Genomic DNA, 16,580 nt, shown 5'->3' with positions numbered 1-16,580 from the left:
TACATTCACTAGATTTTTTATTTTTACACATTTCCATTATATACTATATTAAAGCAGTTATAATAGCAAAAATATCTAGAATATAAGTCAACTTTTCAATTAAACTTTCTATACTGATACTATGGGCATTGAAATTGTTTATAGTAACTTATATTACTTCTATTAAATTATTATGTTATGCACCTGTTACTTACAATAAAAAGGAAGTGATATGTTATGGAAAATACCTCTATAGAAATACCTGCTTCAAAATGTTTCTCCGCTACTAACTTAAGCCCTAAAAATATTATACTAAACACACTTTTTACTGGACTTGAGTCTGATAAAGATTATAAAGGTTATATCTTTTTTGATATTTCTAATTGGTTAAAGGATTTTCATATTAATTCTATAATTTTGAGATTATATTTAAAAGAGTTAAAGACATTCTCTCTGAGTCCTAATCTGTATATATCAGAAGTGGACAAAAATATTTGTGAATTAAATGAATGTAGTAGTCCACAAACTCAAATATCCTATACAGTAAATAAAGATTCTCATGGATCTATTGATATAAATATAATGGATCTATTTTATGATAATAATTTTGATACTATAAAAAATAAATTATTTATGTTAAGTTCTAATGAAAAAGAAAAATCACTTTTTATATTTGGCTCAAATTCCACGGAAGATGATAAATTAAGTCCTAAATTATTAATTACCTGCTGTGATAAGCAGCCTAAAGCAATCAAACATTTTATGGGAGTAAAAGAGTATCATTGGACTTTTGATTTGTATAAAAGTACAGTTTCTGAAGTAGTGAATACTGAAGACATCAATGAAGGTACTTTTTTCATTACCAATGAAAGTAATTATCCAGTTGCTGCAGCAGTACAAGTTAGTGGTAATTTAGTGAACTGGGTCACTGATACAAAAGTTTTAGTTAATCCCCATACTACAAATGTTCTAATTTCAAGGTACTATGGTAAATACTCTAGATTACTTTTACTTTGTAAAAATAATGCTCATATAAAAGTATCCTTTGTATTTCAATTTTTTAAATAATTTTTATATGGCATTTATTTATACTGGGAAACATCCTGATAAATTTGATTTCAATTTATCAGGATGTTTCCCAGTATAATTTTATTTGAAAAACTTTAACATATATGTTACATCCATTAATTATTGCTTGTTTTTAATGAAAAAATAACGCAACTTTTGCAAATCATGTGCCAAAGTTGCGTTATTAATTTATATAACATTACTCCATATATTAGTCAGCTTTTTTCCACCATCTATATAGTATATATATGCTGGCTGCCAGTAACTTCCTATATACTCCCGCTGACGGGTATTTACTGATACAAGTATTTTATTAGGTTTATCTGTTTTTGATATCTTTATTACATTGTACCTTTCAGGAACACCCGGCCATAATCCGCTTTTTCCAACGCTTAAGGCTCCAGCTCCAATCATAACCATGTTAGAATTTATATTTTGAGGGTTTAGATAATCTAGACTTATGCTCCTATGAACATGGCCATGCAAGTAAATTTTAAAATTTTCATTTTGCAGTGCATTTGCAAATGGAATATCATTTCCATAGCTATTTGTAAGATCTACAGGATGATGTCCTACTGCTATTTTTATTATATTACTCTGGGGCAACTGTCTTGAAACCTTTATTAATCCATCCGTATCAAAATAGGTCACTTCACGATTGAACTGGTCAATTTGGGCAGCAGTATTTAACATAAAGAATGCTACTTTTTCATTATCTATAAAATCCCCCAGTATAACTTTAAGCTGTTCTTTAGGATTATCTGGGAAAGGGACTTTATATAACATCTCATACAAATATCTGCTGTAGTTTGTAAATTTTTTATACCATTCTGCATCATTTCTTTTTAAATAAAACAAATCAGTTCCAACATTAGTAACTACTTTATCGTTAGGTCCGGGAGTACCGATAGTTAAATGATAGCTGCTCATAGTAACATTCCAACTTAAATCATGATTTCCAGGTACTATAATTATTTTTTGGTAAGGTACTTTAAGTTCTTTACTCAATATATCTATAAACTTGAATGCTTTTTCAAAGGATGATTCTGAATCGCCACGTTCAACAAAATCTCCACTAATTACTACGTAATCAATATCAGTTAGCTTTATGCTGCTTTCAGGATTGTCAAAGTAAACCTTTTTTAAGTCACTTATTAAAAGGTATACTTCATTTTTTTCATCGATGTCTGTTGTATAGTGCAAATCACTTAAATCTAGTATAATTCCTTCTTTTTTAGATGCTGAACTAACTTCCCTTTGTGAGTGAGTTTTTATTTTTCCTTTTGAATCATGTTCCATATTCTCATCCCCAAATTTAACGATATTTGATTGTTTAAAATTTTTATTTTGCTATTATATAATACTCGTTAATAGATACAAGGTTCCAATATTTAATAAAGACACTACAAAAAAGAAACCTCTTCGTGAGAACACAAAGAGGTTTCTTTTTTGTAACTATACTTTTTTTACATAGCCCTCATTCTTCTACACTCATCAGCACATTGACGACATGCATCTGCACACATTCTACAGTGTTCATCGTTGAATTTACTGCATTCAGATGCACATTCATCACAAATTATTGCACACAAATTACAAATATCATTTGCATGATATCCTCTTCTAGCCATAGTAGTTGCAGCTGTTCTACAAATTTCTGCACAATCAACTAAATCAACTATACAATGTTCTCTTGCCTTTACATCTGGTTCTGACAGGCACATTCTGAAACATTCTTCACATAATTGCATACATTTATTGCAAGAATCAATACATGATTGATACTGAGCATTTGGAGCCATTAAAGTTGAATTCATAATCTAAACCCTCCTTAAAATTGATACCTATATTCTACAAATTTTATTTTGCTCTAAATATTTGACTTTATACATTTAATAGCATCTCTATATTTTAGAAAAGCCCTCAATAACTAATAGACCTCAACTTTCGCAAGTTAAGAATTAATAATGAAAATTTAATAGTGAAGGATGATTTTTAGCTATCGCAAAGAATCTTTAAATTTATATAAATCAGCAATGTTTCGCTTTAGCAAAACGAGTGATGAAAAGCTTAATTAAAGATTTTTTGTAGTGTAACGGAAAAAAATCCACATTATAAACAATTTTCATGACTAAATTTAAGAAATTGTTAACAAGTATAGAATAATTGTTACAACATATTTGAAAATATATACTTCTTTTCAAATTTAATTGAGTTAAAATTTCCCCTATGATATGGTTGAAGGGGGTTTTATAATACTAAACTAATTGCACTTTTATATGTACAAGACATCAATTCATCTAAACTTAGAGGGAGTTTTGTTTCTCCCTCTAGGTTTAGATGAATTATCTAGGGGCGTAGCTACTGTTAGCTCCCACTTTGATAGAAGTTGGAATATTACAGTAGGTAGTCATCAGATAAATAATATACGCAATCCACATTAATATTAAAGAATCCATATAATAACATTTGAAAAGGGGTAATTTAGTTGAAATTAAGAAATATGCAAGGAAAAATTTTAGCATGTATCTTACCATTAGTTTTACTAGGAACATCTATAGTATCCTTTATTGGATATAATAATTCTAAAAACATGATCAATGCTCAAATTGACGAAAAAATGGACTATAAGTTACATGGGTCTGTAGAAAATATGCAGAAACTTCTATTAAAAAATGGTAAAGTAGCTGAAACTTTGGCCAAAGTAGCCGAAACTTCAGGAGGCGCTTTAAGCCCAGATGCTTATAAATCCTTATTAGAGAACTTTGTAAAAACTAATGAGGAAACATATGGTTCAGGAGTCTGGTATGAACCAAATAAATATAATGCAAGCCAAAAGTATTATGGACCCTATGCATATAAAAACAACGGTAATGTAGAATATACAGATGAGTATAGTAATGAAACTTATAATTATTTCAAGTATGATTGGTATAAAAACGCCAAAAATACAAATAAGAGCTTAGTCTGGTCTCTGCCATACTATGATGACACTAGTAAAGTTACCATGGTTACTGCAGCATCACCTTTCTACGATCAAAACAAACAGTTTATGGGTGTTTGCACAGCGGACATGGATTTAACTAGTCTGCAAAAAGCCATACAGGACATGAAGTTTGGTACAAGCGGTAGAGCCTTCCTTTTAAGTAGTGATGGGACATATATATCAGCCCCAGATAAAAGCAAAATTATGAAAGTTAAAATTTCAAATGACAGCAACAGTAGTTTAGCAGCTATTGGAAATGACATTGTAAAACAGAAAAGTGGTGAAAACACTTTCTACCAAAATAATGATAAATATAGAGTATATTATACTACAGTCCCAGAAACAGGTTGGACAATAGCCATAACTGTTTCTCAATCGGAATTATATGCTCCACTTAAGTCTTTCCTTTTTAAAACAATACTTACATTTTTGATAATTATTGCATTAAGCGTACTTGTAGCAATTTGGTTTAGTAGACAAATTAGGAAAAACATATCAAAAGTTAATGAATTAGTACATGCTGTTTCTAAGGGAGATTTAACAAAAACATTAGAAATAGGCACAAAAGATGAGTTAAATATTATGAGTAAAAATTTGAATAGTATGACTGCAGGTTTAAAAAATATGATTTCAGGGGTTTCTGAAAGTATAGAACAGATAGTTTCTATTTCAGAGGAATTAGCTGCTAGTTCCGAGCAGACAGAAACCACTGCAAGTCAAATAGCAACATCTGTCTCTCATATAGCTGAAGGCAGCAGCAGCCAGGTAGCAGATGCAGATAAAACAGTAAATAGTATGACCAATATTTATGGAGATATAGATAAAATATCCGAAAAGGTACAAGACGTTACAAATCATTCTGTTGAGACTTATAAAAAAGCCGAAGAAGGTACAAGTGTGGTAAATAATGCCGTAGAACAGATGGAAATCATAGATAATAATACTACAGTATTATCAAAAGTTGTAAATATACTAAATAGTAAATCAGGAGAAATCGGAAATATAAGTTCTATTATTATAGATGTATCGGAACAAACTAATTTACTTGCCTTAAATGCAGCTATAGAAGCTGCCAGAGCCGGAGAACATGGAAAAGGATTTGCCGTTGTAGCAGAAGAAGTAAGGGTATTAGCAGAGCAATCATCTAATTCATCTACTCAAATTAATGTACTTATTAAAGAAATACAAAATGAAATTCAAAAAGCAGTTACTTCCATGCAAGAAAGCAGTAAATCAGTTAAAGTGGGTATTAATTTAGTTAAAAATACAGGATCTTCTTTTGATGAAATATTAAAAGATATAAGTAGCGTTTCTAATCAAATACAATATGTAGCTAAGGGAGTACACCAAATTACAACTTCCATACAGGATATGGTTAATTCAGTAAATAAAATATCAGATATTTCTAAGGAGTCATCAGAAAGTATACAAAGTATAGCAGCCTCCTCCGAGGAACAAATGGCTATTATGAAGGAAGTAGCAGAAGTATCAGAGAATTTATCTAATATGGCTGTAAAATTAGGCTCAGATATAAATACGTTTAAGATATAAAAATAATTAATATATAAGAACGTGCCTAGATTAGTGTAAATTAAATCTAGGCACGTTCCTCTTTTCACTTATTAATTGTTCATCTTATTTACCATATTACTTACTTGACAGAAGCTGTAATAAAACTTATTGTATAAATACATACAAATTTAATGAAAGAAGGAACATAAATGAAAAATCCTATAGTTACAATTGAAATGGAAAACGGTAAATTAATAAAAATAGAACTTTATCCCGACACCGCTCCAAATACAGTAAATAATTTTATATCATTAGTTAAAAATGGATTTTATAATGGTACAATTTTTCACAGGATTATACCTGGATTCATGATTCAAGGAGGAGACCCTGAAGGTACAGGAATGGGCGGCCCAGGTTACTCAATTAAGGGTGAATTTTCAGCAAATAATTTTGAAAATAATTTGAAACATGAAAAAGGTGTAATCTCCATGGCTAGAACTATGGCTCCTAATTCTGCAGGCTCTCAATTTTTTATAATGACAGATAATGCGCCTCATCTTGATGGTCAGTATGCTGCTTTTGGAAAAGTTGTAGAAGGAATTGATACAGTAGATAAAATTGTAGCACAAGAAAGAGATTACAACGATAAGCCTTATGAAGACCAAAAGATGAAAAACGTAACTGTAGATACTTTTGGCAAAGAATACGATGAACCACAAAAGACAAATGATTAAAATAAATAATTAGGTTAGGAGATAAATATATGGTTTTTTTCGGACACCTTGGCCCCACAACAGCAGTTTTCAAATTCTATGAAAAGATGAATAAAAGAGAAACAATTGATTATAGATTTGTTCTTGTTGGGTCAATACTTCCTGACCTCATAGATAAGCCCATAGGAGCATTTCTATTTAGGAACACCTTCCATAATAGTCGTATATTTGGACATACCCTTTTATTTTCACTTATACTTTTATTAATAGGTATACATCGTATTAAAATAAATAAAGGAAATCGTATTTTCACACTTGGAATTTCAACCTCAATCCATTTAATGCTTGACAGTATGCAGCTGTATAAAGGAATACTTTTTTGGCCATTTTTAGGATTTAAATTTCCTGAAAGACCAGAAGGAAATTGGGCAGAAGGAACACTTCAAAGACTTATTACAGATCCTTCCTACTACCTAACTGAAATAGTAGGCTTTATAATTATTATGTATTTTTTTATAAAACTTATAAAAAATAAAAGATTAAATGAATTCATACGAAATGGTAAACTCTAATTAAACACAGCATCCTAAATCAAGTAATTCATTGGATAAAAAAACATGCGATTATATTCGCATGTTTTTTATAATACTTAAAACTATATAAATAAAGTTTTGAATATCTATACAGTAAATTTATGAATCATTTCATCAAGATTTTGTGCAAGTTCCGATTGAGTTTGTGCAGATTTTGCTATATCCTGTATTGCAGTGGAAACTTCATTTACACTACCTAATATTTCTTCAGACCCTGATGCAGATTCTTGTGTAGTTGAGGATATATTATCAATAGCTGCTGTTACTTGCTCTACAGTTTGGCTCATCCTATTTGCAGCTGATGCTATATCTCTAGCCATATTATTCATAAATTCAGAATCCCTATCATAGGCTATACCTGTTTCCAGAAGCAATTTCTGGCTTGGTTTTACATTGTTATTTATGTACTCCAGTATATCTTTTGCACTGTTAGATAAATTATTAAAAGCATCTTGAACTTGTACTACCATACTCTGAATTTGTGTAACAGCCTTTGCTGATTCCTCTGACAGTCCCCTTACTTCTTCCGCCACTACTGCAAATCCTTTGCCATGTTCTCCAGCACTAGCTGCTTCTATAGCTGCATTTAAAGCCAATAAATTTGTCTGTTCTGCTATATCTCCTATGGAATCAGCCATCACTTTTACCTTATCAACAACTTTTCCTGCTTCTATGGCATTTATAATATTCTCATGCTTTTCACTATAAATTTTATCTCCATTTTCTATATCTGCTTTAGCCTTAGTTTTCACCTCAGACGCACGTGTTTTTATTTCTTTTACTGAAGATGACGCGTTATCAGCCTTATTTGAAAGTTCATCTGTAGTTGAGTTTATTTCTTGAACAGCAGCATCTACTTCTTCCGTTACAGCACTTAAATTTTCATTTCCCTTTGCTATTTGTTCAGTGGACTCATTTACAGTCTCTATACTAGCATAAACTTCTTCTGTTGTTGCAGACAGTTCTTCACTAGAAGCACTTATATCTGTAGAACTATTACTAATTTGCAAAATTAAATTTCTTATATTCTCTACTGACTTATTTAAAGCTTCAGCAAGTTTACCAATTTCATCTTTACTATTAACATTTATTTTTTGCGTTAAGTCCCCTCTTCCAATAGCTTCTCCCAATTGTAATATCTTTTTTACTTTCCTCGATATCATTTTAGCTATTAGTATTCCTAGTAACACAGAAACAACCAACCCTAAAACAGTTACAATTACAATAAAAGTAAAAGCACTAGCCGTCATCTTGTCATTAACCGCATCCTTCTCATCAGCCCACTTAACATTGAGATTAATCATATTATCTATTTGACTATTCAATTTTTTCCTTACAGAGGTAATTTTAGGAAAAACCTTAAGTGCTTCATCATAGTTATTTTCACTAACAAGCTTTATAACTTGCTCACGAATGTCTCTATATTCATTTACTGACTTTTTTAGTTCTTCAAATAGCTTTCTATCTTCATCCTTTGTAATAGAACTTTCATAATTGTTCATAATTTTAGTATTATCTTCTTTTAAATTAGCCATTTCCTTTTTTATACTATCAAGTTCATTTCTATCCCTTTTGTATACAAGAGAAAGTAGGTCTGCCCTAATTTCCGTTTGATTGTCCTTTAAAGCTCTAATAGCATTTATGCCAGCTAAATTGTCATTATGCATGTCAGCTGCATTTTTACCTATTTGCCCTATATAGATTCCTCCAATTATGCCTACTATTATTATAAATAGAGATGTTAAAATAGATATTGACATTATTTTTTGAACCATTTTTAAATTGCTAAACCATTGTTTCATTAAAATTCGTCTCCCTTCACAATTTAATGATCTAGTTTAATATTCGATATTTTTCTGAAACACTTTACAATTGAGCTCATATTTTACATTTGTATTCATATTTTATATCTTATTACACTTTAATATTAAATTCGCTTATTAATACAATTTATTTTTAAGCATTGCTTTTTTGTTAAAATCTTGATTTTTATTTGATATTCTCTTTGTATACATAAGGAAGGAGTATTAATTATGGAAAAAGATTATTTATTGGAAACTCAAAAATTAACGAAAGCATTTAAAAAGGATTGTGCTGTAAATGAACTTGACATTTCAATTCCAAGGAATCATATTTACGGACTTCTTGGTGCTAATGGTGCAGGGAAATCCACTACATTAAAAATGTTAACAGGGCTGTTAAAACCAACTTCAGGTAAAATCAATTTTGATGGTCATACATGGACCCGTAAAGATTTAAGAAATATTGGTGCCTTAATTGAGCAGCCTCCTATTTATGGAAATTTAACTGCAGAGGAAAATCTAAAAGTTCACACCACCCTTTTAGGGTTACCTAACAAACGTATTAAAGAAGTATTAAAAATTGTAGACTTAACAGATACAGGTAAAAAGGAAGCTAAAAATTTCTCTATGGGAATGAAACAACGTTTAGGAATTGCCACTGCAGTCTTAAATCATCCTAAGCTACTCATACTAGACGAACCAACTAATGGATTAGATCCTATTGGTATTCAAGACTTGCGAAAACTCATAAAATCCTTTCCTGAGGAAGGGATGACTGTAATACTATCCAGCCACATTTTAGCAGAAGTAGAACAGATCGTAGATTATGTAGGAATTATGAGTCACGGCATATTAGGTTATCAAGGAAAAGTTAACCCAGGTGAAGATTTAGAAGAACTATTTATGAGTGTTGCAGAAAAAACTACTAGAGGAAGAAGGATTGCCAGATGAACAAGTATTTAATTGCTGAAAATTTAAAAACAAAAAGAACTATGCTTCGTAAAATGTTAATTTTTATACCAATATTATGTTCTATTCTTGGCTCTACTTTCGACTTTTTAGGTTTTGGATATTTCACTACTGACTCTGTTTTTACTTCTATAAATTATTGGTCATTATTATGGATGCCAGCTTTAATTGCTCTACTTACAAGTATGTTTCATAAACTTGAACAAAGCAGCACAGGCTACAAGACAATTTTTTCTTTTCCCATTGATTTAAAGAAGAGCTGGATATCTAAAATTACACTTTTATCATCATTTACATTAATGTCCTCTATTTTTTTATGTGTAATTCTTACTATATTAAATATGATCTTCTCTAGGACACAAACAAATAGTGTACCATTTTACTATTGTCTTATAGCCATTATCACAAGCTGGCTTACATCCCTCTGGCAGATTCCTCTATGCCTATGGTTAAGTAAAAAGATAAATTTCTTTGTCTTATTACTTGGAACCTGTGCAGCTAATATGGAGCTTGGTGCAGCTTATGCCCCATCCTCTTTATGGTGGCTATCTCCATGGACCTTTCCTCTTAGACTGCAGTGTCCAATATTGCATTATCATCCAAATGGACTACCCCTAGAACCAGGAAGCAGCTTATTAACTCCATCAGTTATTCCAGTTGGTATTTTAATAGGAATTTTTCTATTTTTAATTCTAATAACTTTTACCACTTATTCATTTAAAAAAAGTGAGGTACGTTAATATGATTGAATTTTGGCACAGCTACAAAGCAGAATTTTTTAAAAATAAACACAGTATTTTTCTCCGGGCACATATTGTGCTGCCTTTTCTCTTAGTTTGTCTTATGACTTTTACAAGGCTTGGTAAGTCAAATGATTTGGGGGTATTTGGCAATTTTTTCAAACTGATGGGGTTTGCTTTTTCATTACTTGCTGCAGTACTTTGCTCGCTAATTGCAGATCAAGAAAAGCAAGCTGGGCATTGTCAAATAATGCTCAGCAAATTTTCCCATAAAGCAACTTCTTTTATAAGTCAATTGTGCATGTTACTTACAATGTGCTTAGGAGCTATATTTTTTGCTATATTACTATTTTTCATATCCATGAAACTTATATTGCGTGTAAACAGCATAAACTATCTTTTATATTTTAAAACAGGGGCTTTTATATTTTTATGTGTTATTTTCCTCTATAGTTTATACTTAATTTTAGCTTATCATTTTAATACAGCTGTTTGTAATATAACTGGATTTGCCGGGGTCATAATTTGTGCTGTAGCCTCTACAGGACAGGGAGATAGTGTTTGGATGTTCTTGCCCTGGGTGTGGCCCATACGATTTATAAACTTTATAGTTATGTCTCAATACAAGCTTCAAGGGAAAATCCTCCCAAAAGAAATTTTTTTCTCATATACCCAAAATGGGCTAAATGTGGGACTAACATCTATGGTAATAATGACAATTTGCTGTGTTATATTCTATATGTTTTCCTTTCACTTTTGGGAAGGTAGACAAAAATAATCAATAAAAGTATCATATAATAATGGGAGGGTAAGACATGGCAAAAATTTTAGCTGTAGACGATGACATGCGAATTTTAAAATTGATAAAAAATGCTTTGGGACTAAACCATCATGAAGTAATTACACTGCAAAATCCAGAAAATATTTCTATAGAATGTTTTTGTGGATATGATCTCATTTTGCTGGATGTAATGATGCCAAAGATAGATGGCTTTGAACTTTGTCAGAAAATACGTAGTGCAGTAGATTCTCCAATTATTTTTTTAACAGCAAAAACAGATGAATCATCCATCGTAAAAGGGTTAGCCTTTGGCGGGGATGATTATATAGCAAAACCTTTTGGAGTAATGGAATTAAATGCTCGTGTTGAAGCATACCTTAGACGTGAAAATCGCGGCAAGTCAACAAAAAAACTAGTATATGGTGATATTACAATTGATTTTGATAAGAAGGAAATACTGATCAATAATAATGTCATTGCTTTTACTAAAAATGAATATAATATTTGCGAATTTTTAGCGCTTAATCGAGGCAAAGTATTTACAAAGCAGGCAATTTTTGAGGCAATTTATGATTTGGACAGTGACACTCAATTTTCGGTAATCACTGAATATATAAGATTAATCCGCAATAAATTTAAAGAATATAATTGTTTTCCTATAGAAACAGTGTGGGGAGTTGGATACATGTGGAAGTAAAAAAAACGTCCTTTCAAATCTATATTATTAAATTTATCCTAAAAGTGGGATTTTCTTTTATTATACTTTTACTTGCTTTACTTTTCATTTTTAGTTATATCTCTAATAATAAAATGCTACTGCCAGCTAGCTATTCAGAACAATTAGTGGAAAAAGTAACGCCAAGCATAAAAAGTGCTAAAGAAGTGACTTCTGAATTAATACCTGAAAATTTAGAATATACAATTTTAGACAAACAAACTTTAGATGTAAAAAAAAGTACCATGAATAAGTCCCAAATTAAAAAAGCAAAATTACGTATTAAAAACCACCAATTTACAGGAGCTGATTTTTTCGGAAATGCTTATGCTATAATCGAGCGCCCAAAAGAATACTGCGTAATTCATTACAAATTGATCATGCAATTTGCAAACCCAACTCTTCGAAATCTGATGCCTTATCCTGGATTAATTATTGGTTTGCTTTTTACCATTATTTTGTTAATTACACTATATTTTCTTTCCCTGCAGTTTTCAAATAAGATAAAAGGAGAATTAAACAAATTTAGCTTCATCACTCAAAAAATTGAAAATAAAGATTTAGATTTTGAGGTGCAAAATTCTTACTTTATAGAACATCAAAAAGTTATGGATTCCTTAGATAGTTTGCGCCGCAGTCTTAAAAAATCCTTAACCTGCCAATTTGAGCAAGAAAAAAGAAAAGGCGAACAAATTAGCGCACTGGCTCATGACATTAAAATACCCATTACTGTCATTAAAGGAAATGCAGAATTATTAAGTCTTACACAAAAAGACGAAAATGCATTAGATTATACAAATGAAATCATAGAAGCAACAGGTGAAATAGAGCATTATACTGAGCTTTTAATTGAAACTTCTAAAAATGATCAGTCCATTGCCCTGCACAAAGAAAAAAGTAATGTAAATAAATTTCTACATGTAATTGAAAAAGACACACTATCCTCTATTGGAAACCGTCATATTCATTTTGTACTTGACATCAGTATTCCAAAAGAACTAATGTGGAACATTGACTTTTCCTCAATGAAACGAGCATTTATGAACGTCATTATAAATGCACTTGAGCACACTCCAGATGAAACATCCTTAAGCTTACAGGTCCATTTGAAAAACAATTTAGCTTCTTTTGTATTTACTGACTCTGGAAATGGCTTTTCACCTGAAGCACTCAAAAAAGCTGCAGAACTATTTTATACTGATAATAAAAGCCGAAGTCAAACAGGTCATTATGGTATTGGATTAACTTTTGCAAATAAAGTAATTAGGGCACACAATGGCAGCCTTCATATACAAAATGATGCATATACGGGCGGTGGGCAAATTGTAATTTCATTACCTGTAGAACTGTAGATCAAAAAACATAAATGTCAAACTGCCCTCTTCCCCTTTTTGTCACTTAGCATAATGCTTGCAGTATTGTATACATAACCGGACAATACATAAAACAAATTTTCCTGCTTGTTCATCTTCCACTTTTTAATATTTGAATCTAAAATTCTCTTTAGTTCATTAAAAATTGCCCTAGTATATCCCTTCACTTTTCCTTGTTCTAGCTTTTCAAAAATTTCTTTAGCAAGCCCCATTATTTTTATTTCATTTATGCCGGTATAATTGAGTTTATTAAATATAGATTCCCTATCTTCTACATTAATTAAATTTTTTCGAGAATTTTTATGAATATCTTTCCATTGTGCATTTCTCATTTCTCCCATAAGATACCCTAATAAAAACATAGCTATTTCTTCTTGGTCGTATTTCATTTTTTCTAAATAATTTTTAATGTCGCCCTTTAGATGGAAACTTCCCATATTCATAACCTTTCCTCCTTCATATACCCCTTTTGCTTCTCACTATGTTCCTATATTTTCAAATAATATAGGAATATAATCTATCATTTTACTTTTATTATTCTATAAATAACCATGCTTTCCTTCTTTTTGTTATATAAAATTACTATTTTGTTATTTGCATTTTCCACTTATATGGATATTTATCCTTATTTTCATTTTCATTTTTTATTAACATAAGATAGGCATCAAAAATATTTCCATCTTTGCCCTTTAAACCTTTAATTTTAACCTTGCCATTCTTAAGAAGTTCACAAACCATAGTTTTAGTAGGTTTTTTGCCCATACAGGCCAAATATTTATCATTCTTCCATATAGTAAACTTACAACCCTCTTTCCAATTGCTGCATCCAAAAGCATTTTTACCTTCTACAATATCGTGTCCGCAGCATGGACATTTTCCTAAAACTTCATTTTCAAAATTAAATACAATTTTTCCTTCTTTATCAATTACTAAGGAGGCATTAAATTTCTTTCCGCTTTTACCCTTAAATCCTTTTATGACATTAGTTTTGGAATCTTTAATAAGTTTTTTTACATGGGTTTTTAAAATCTCTTTTCCTGCTATTTTATTGCCTACAAAAAACTTACAGCCTTCTTTCCATCTATTACAACCATACCCCGATTTATTTTCAACAACTTCTCCTTCATGGCATACAGGGCACTTTCCAATGCTTTCTATTTTAATTTTACTGTCTAATTTATTGTTATATAGATACAGCTTTTCTATTTTAATTTTGTTACCATTTTGAACAATGCTATTTAATTCATCTTTTACTTTATCTATTATTTCATTTATTCCTATTTCCTCTTTATAAACCTTTTTAAGCTGCTTACCAAATTCAACTGTTTTTTCTTTATTTAAATCAATCTTTAATTTTTCAAGTGCTTCTATAAGTTTTTTACCTTTATTCTCACACTCTAAGTGACCTTTCAGCTCTTTTATATATTCATATTTTTTTGCATTTTTAATTATCCCTGCCCTTGTTGCAACAGTGCCTATTTCACAACCTTCAAGTATCAATTTATATTCTTCATCATCATTTTCACCCTCTAAATCTTCTACCTCTTGCTTTTTAAAAGGATTTTTAAGGAAATTGTTTAGTTCTGATTCTGTTACTCTACCAGGCTTTTGGGTTTCTTTCTGATCTACTGATAATTTAGTGTCTAACTCCTCTCCTTCTACAAATTGAGGCAATTCATTTTCCCTTTTAGATTTTTCATATTTTAAAAAGCCAGGACTTTTTATAACATTTCCCTTTAATTGAATAATTTCATCATCTATTTTTATTACTACACTTGTTTCTTCTATTATTGTTTCTTCATTTAAAAAATTACTTATAAATCTATTTTTTATTGCGGTATAAACCTTTTTTTCACCTTCCGATAATTTTTCCTTTCGTGGAATTTTTATGGTTGGAGTGATTGCACTGTGACTTTCTACTTTTTTACTATTAAAAATTTTCTTGTTATCTTTAAAAGATATATCTGCATTAAAATTTTCTTTTACTGCTGCAATTACACTTTTTATTCTATTCTTTTCATTTTCTGCCAGGTACTCTGTATTAGTCCTTGGATATGTGGTATATCCCTCTTCATATAGTTTCTGTAAATTCTTTAAAGTATCATCCAAAGACATTTTTTCTTCCTTAAACATTTTGTTTTGTAAAGTATCCAATGAAAAAAGTTTAGGCGGCTGCTTTTTAACTTTTTTCTTTTCAACTTTATCAACTATAGCCTTTTTATCTTTCAAATTATCCAATAGTTTTTCAGCTTTATCTCTTTCATTTGCTGCAAACTTTCTATCCTTTAATTTAGCTTTTATATGTAAGTTATCTTTATTTATGACAGCCCCTATCTCAAAATAGGTCTCTGGCTTAAAGTTTTCAATTTTTTTGTCTCTATCATATACATATTTCACAATAGGAATTAAGACACGCCCTACAGGTAAAAATGAACCTGATTTTATACTTAAATACCTAGTTAAATTTATTCCATAACTCCAGTCTAAATATGTTCTTGCCAGTCCTTCATCATATAGATTTTTGTATTCTATATCATCTCTTAAATCTTTTAAACTTTGTATAATTGTTTGTCTTGTTTGTTCCGGCAGCCATAATCTTTTAATAGGTTTGGTAACATGTTCTTCTTCAAAAGCTCTAAATATTATATTATTTACAATTACTTCCCCTTCTCTATCTGCATCACCACAATTCACTATCTCCTGGACATCATTTCTTTTTATTAGTGATTTTATTATTTCATACTGCTTTTTTACTCCTTCGTCTTTTCGTAATCTAAATTTAAATTCTTTTGGTACAAAGGGCAATTCTTTCAAAGTCCACTTTGTTTTTTCTCTTCCAAAATAATCATCTACATCGTAAAGTTGAAGTAAGTGACCATAGGCAAAAGTAACTATATAATTTTTATTTTCAAAATATCCATTATTTCTTTCCATATTACCAATACTCTTGACAATACTCACTGCCAGGCTTGGTTTTTCAGCTATAATAAGTGACTTCAATTTAGTTGATACCTCCAAAGTTTATGTCTCTGACTTTATTTGTAATAAATTTGTATAACTCAACTTTCGAACATATAAAATTTTGACTTAATATAAAAACTTTGCGAAACAATATTTTTGAGAGGACAGAGGACAATTGACAGAGGACAGTAAAGGATGATTTTTCTCCGCCACGCTACGAAAAATCTTCAATTTAAAAGAGACTTATGTTCTTTTGTTTTTTATGGATACTCTTTTAGTAAGTAATTATCTGAAAATCATAGATTTTAGATACCTACTTAAGCGATGTTTTGCTTTAGCAAAACAAGCTTAAAAATAAATTAGTTTTCTGACGTAAGGAGGAAAACTT

The 16,580-nt window shown here is 30.4% G+C and carries 14 protein-coding genes; 9 read left to right on the top strand and 5 right to left on the bottom strand.

The genetic code is table 11. The features are described from left to right. Positions 1-216 precede the first annotated feature (216 nt). Complete coding sequence (locus CLCOS_RS19410; RefSeq protein ID WP_063601889.1) at positions 217-1,047, top strand: DUF6385 domain-containing protein; 831 nt, start codon at positions 217-219, stop codon at positions 1,045-1,047. Between the two features lie 189 nt (positions 1,048-1,236). Here the strand turns inward: CLCOS_RS19410 and CLCOS_RS19405 are convergent, their stop codons facing one another. Both CLCOS_RS19405 and CLCOS_RS19400 read right to left on the bottom strand, forming a co-directional pair. Further along, entirely contained in the window at positions 1,237-2,346 is a 1,110-nt protein-coding gene (locus tag CLCOS_RS19405; protein WP_063601888.1) for a metallophosphoesterase family protein, read from the bottom strand. A gap of 167 nt (positions 2,347-2,513) precedes the next feature. Next, entirely contained in the window at positions 2,514-2,864 is a 351-nt protein-coding gene (locus CLCOS_RS19400; protein WP_013238935.1) for a four-helix bundle copper-binding protein, read from the bottom strand. Positions 2,865-3,535: 671 nt separating this feature from the next. Between CLCOS_RS19400 and CLCOS_RS19395 the strand changes: the two genes are divergently transcribed. From CLCOS_RS19395 to CLCOS_RS19385, 3 genes are all read left to right on the top strand, one after another. Then, a complete protein-coding gene (locus CLCOS_RS19395; protein ID WP_063601887.1) occupies positions 3,536-5,584 on the top strand; it encodes a methyl-accepting chemotaxis protein in 2,049 nt (682 codons plus the stop codon). 170 nt (positions 5,585-5,754) lie between these two features. Then, a complete protein-coding gene (locus tag CLCOS_RS19390; RefSeq protein WP_063601886.1) occupies positions 5,755-6,279 on the top strand; it encodes a peptidylprolyl isomerase in 525 nt (174 codons plus the stop codon). A gap of 29 nt (positions 6,280-6,308) precedes the next feature. Then, the gene (locus tag CLCOS_RS19385) at positions 6,309-6,830 is read left to right on the top strand and encodes a metal-dependent hydrolase (protein WP_063601885.1); all 522 of its coding nucleotides are present in this window, start codon (positions 6,309-6,311) and stop codon (positions 6,828-6,830) included. A 107-nt stretch (positions 6,831-6,937) separates the two neighbouring features. Here the strand turns inward: CLCOS_RS19385 and CLCOS_RS19380 are convergent, their stop codons facing one another. Further along, complete coding sequence (locus CLCOS_RS19380; RefSeq protein ID WP_063601884.1) at positions 6,938-8,653, bottom strand: methyl-accepting chemotaxis protein; 1,716 nt, start codon at positions 8,651-8,653, stop codon at positions 6,938-6,940. Between the two features lie 231 nt (positions 8,654-8,884). Between CLCOS_RS19380 and CLCOS_RS19375 the strand changes: the two genes are divergently transcribed. The 5 genes from CLCOS_RS19375 to CLCOS_RS19355 are packed head-to-tail and all read left to right on the top strand — an operon-like array spanning position 8,885 to position 13,210. Then, positions 8,885-9,604 (top strand): lantibiotic protection ABC transporter ATP-binding protein, encoded by a 720-nt coding sequence (locus CLCOS_RS19375; protein ID WP_063601883.1) that lies wholly within the window; start codon positions 8,885-8,887, stop codon positions 9,602-9,604. Further along, positions 9,601-10,362: a lantibiotic immunity ABC transporter MutE/EpiE family permease subunit gene (locus tag CLCOS_RS19370; RefSeq protein WP_063601882.1), complete on the top strand. Its 762-nt coding sequence runs from the start codon at positions 9,601-9,603 to the stop codon at positions 10,360-10,362. Before CLCOS_RS19375 ends, CLCOS_RS19370 begins: the two co-directional genes overlap by 4 nt. 1 nt (position 10,363) lies before the next feature. Beyond that, positions 10,364-11,140: a lantibiotic immunity ABC transporter MutG family permease subunit gene (locus tag CLCOS_RS19365; protein WP_063601881.1), complete on the top strand. Its 777-nt coding sequence runs from the start codon at positions 10,364-10,366 to the stop codon at positions 11,138-11,140. A gap of 37 nt (positions 11,141-11,177) precedes the next feature. Further along, positions 11,178-11,840 carry a response regulator transcription factor gene (locus CLCOS_RS19360; RefSeq protein ID WP_063601880.1) on the top strand — a complete coding sequence of 221 codons (663 nt, stop codon included), beginning with the start codon at positions 11,178-11,180 and terminating at the stop codon, positions 11,838-11,840. Further along, a complete protein-coding gene (locus tag CLCOS_RS19355; protein ID WP_063601879.1) occupies positions 11,831-13,210 on the top strand; it encodes a sensor histidine kinase in 1,380 nt (459 codons plus the stop codon). The genes CLCOS_RS19360 and CLCOS_RS19355 overlap by 10 nt, the downstream gene beginning before the upstream one ends. A gap of 17 nt (positions 13,211-13,227) precedes the next feature. On the opposite strand, the gene CLCOS_RS19350 is transcribed toward CLCOS_RS19355, so the two are convergent. Both CLCOS_RS19350 and CLCOS_RS19345 read right to left on the bottom strand, forming a co-directional pair. After that, the gene (locus tag CLCOS_RS19350; RefSeq protein ID WP_063601878.1) at positions 13,228-13,674 is read right to left on the bottom strand and encodes a TM1802 family CRISPR-associated protein; all 447 of its coding nucleotides are present in this window, start codon (positions 13,672-13,674) and stop codon (positions 13,228-13,230) included. Between the two features lie 139 nt (positions 13,675-13,813). After that, positions 13,814-16,231 carry a type IA DNA topoisomerase gene (locus CLCOS_RS19345; RefSeq protein WP_063601877.1) on the bottom strand — a complete coding sequence of 806 codons (2,418 nt, stop codon included), beginning with the start codon at positions 16,229-16,231 and terminating at the stop codon, positions 13,814-13,816. Positions 16,232-16,580: the final 349 nt, after the last annotated feature.

Origin of the sequence: Clostridium coskatii (assembly GCF_001675205.1) — a bacterium.
Lineage (GTDB): Bacteria > Bacillota > Clostridia > Clostridiales > Clostridiaceae > Clostridium_B > Clostridium_B ljungdahlii.
Note: the sequence above shows the minus strand (reverse complement) of the source record. Positions and strands in the feature narration are given on the sequence as shown.

Bases quoted from the DNA above. Each gene is read 5' to 3' on its own strand.
- CLCOS_RS19370 (WP_063601882.1), top strand. From the start codon at position 9,601: ATGAACAAGTATTTAATTGCTGAAAATTTAAAAACAAAAAGAACTATG.
- CLCOS_RS19410 (WP_063601889.1), top strand. From the start codon at position 217: ATGGAAAATACCTCTATAGAAATACCTGCTTCAAAATGTTTCTCCGCT.
- CLCOS_RS19360 (WP_063601880.1), top strand. From the start codon at position 11,178: ATGGCAAAAATTTTAGCTGTAGACGATGACATGCGAATTTTAAAATTG.
- CLCOS_RS19365 (WP_063601881.1), top strand. From the start codon at position 10,364: ATGATTGAATTTTGGCACAGCTACAAAGCAGAATTTTTTAAAAATAAA.
- CLCOS_RS19405 (WP_063601888.1), bottom strand. From the start codon at position 2,346: ATGGAACATGATTCAAAAGGAAAAATAAAAACTCACTCACAAAGGGAA.
- CLCOS_RS19380 (WP_063601884.1), bottom strand. From the start codon at position 8,653: ATGAAACAATGGTTTAGCAATTTAAAAATGGTTCAAAAAATAATGTCA.
- CLCOS_RS19390 (WP_063601886.1), top strand. From the start codon at position 5,755: ATGAAAAATCCTATAGTTACAATTGAAATGGAAAACGGTAAATTAATA.
- CLCOS_RS19400 (WP_013238935.1), bottom strand. From the start codon at position 2,864: ATGAATTCAACTTTAATGGCTCCAAATGCTCAGTATCAATCATGTATT.
- CLCOS_RS19350 (WP_063601878.1), bottom strand. From the start codon at position 13,674: ATGAATATGGGAAGTTTCCATCTAAAGGGCGACATTAAAAATTATTTA.
- CLCOS_RS19385 (WP_063601885.1), top strand. From the start codon at position 6,309: ATGGTTTTTTTCGGACACCTTGGCCCCACAACAGCAGTTTTCAAATTC.
- CLCOS_RS19375 (WP_063601883.1), top strand. From the start codon at position 8,885: ATGGAAAAAGATTATTTATTGGAAACTCAAAAATTAACGAAAGCATTT.